At 33.4% G+C, this 602-nt stretch carries 1 protein-coding gene; it reads left to right on the top strand.

Annotation, left to right across the window (positions count from 1 at the left end):
• Window positions 1-602 (top strand): transposase (locus HHU12_RS34590; protein WP_169661228.1); only part of this gene is annotated, 602 nt, incomplete at both ends.

A 602-nucleotide genomic window follows, 5' to 3' on the forward strand; every position in this document is an offset into this window, starting at 1 on the left:
CTAATTTTGAAACTTCTTCTTTATAGCTACACCACACCTTATAGGTCGAGTCATGAACTTGAGAGATTAGCAAAGGAATCTATTCCATGTATGTGGCTCCTGTCAGGTGAAACGCCAGATCATGCTACAATTTCTAGATTTAGGAGTAAATACCTAAAAGATATTTTGGAAGATATTCATATTAATTTGGTATTGAATTTAGCCCAGCATGAATTTGTGAATTTAGAAGAGTATGTTTTAGATGGCACTCTAATTAGTGCTAATGCGAATAAGCATAAAACAGTTTTTAAAAAGAATTCAGAGAGGTTTTCACAGCAAGTACGTACAAAAGTCAAGGAATATATTCAGACTCTTGAAAACTTAGAAAAAGAATCTCCCGACAAAGACAGATCATTAAATATTCCTTCAGATACTTCTTATTCTGACAGTAACAAAATGAAAGAAATTGCTGAAGATCTTGATGAACAATCATCTAAGAGAGGAAATGACCGAACAACAAAAAAGCAAAGAACCCAATGCCGGAATATTGTAAAAAAGGCAGATCAGTTAAGTAAATATGAACAACAGCTTCAAACATTAGGCACCCGTAATTCCTATTCTAA

Origin of the sequence: Flammeovirga aprica JL-4 (assembly GCF_012844305.1) — a bacterium.
Taxonomy (GTDB): domain Bacteria; phylum Bacteroidota; class Bacteroidia; order Cytophagales; family Flammeovirgaceae; genus Flammeovirga; species Flammeovirga aprica.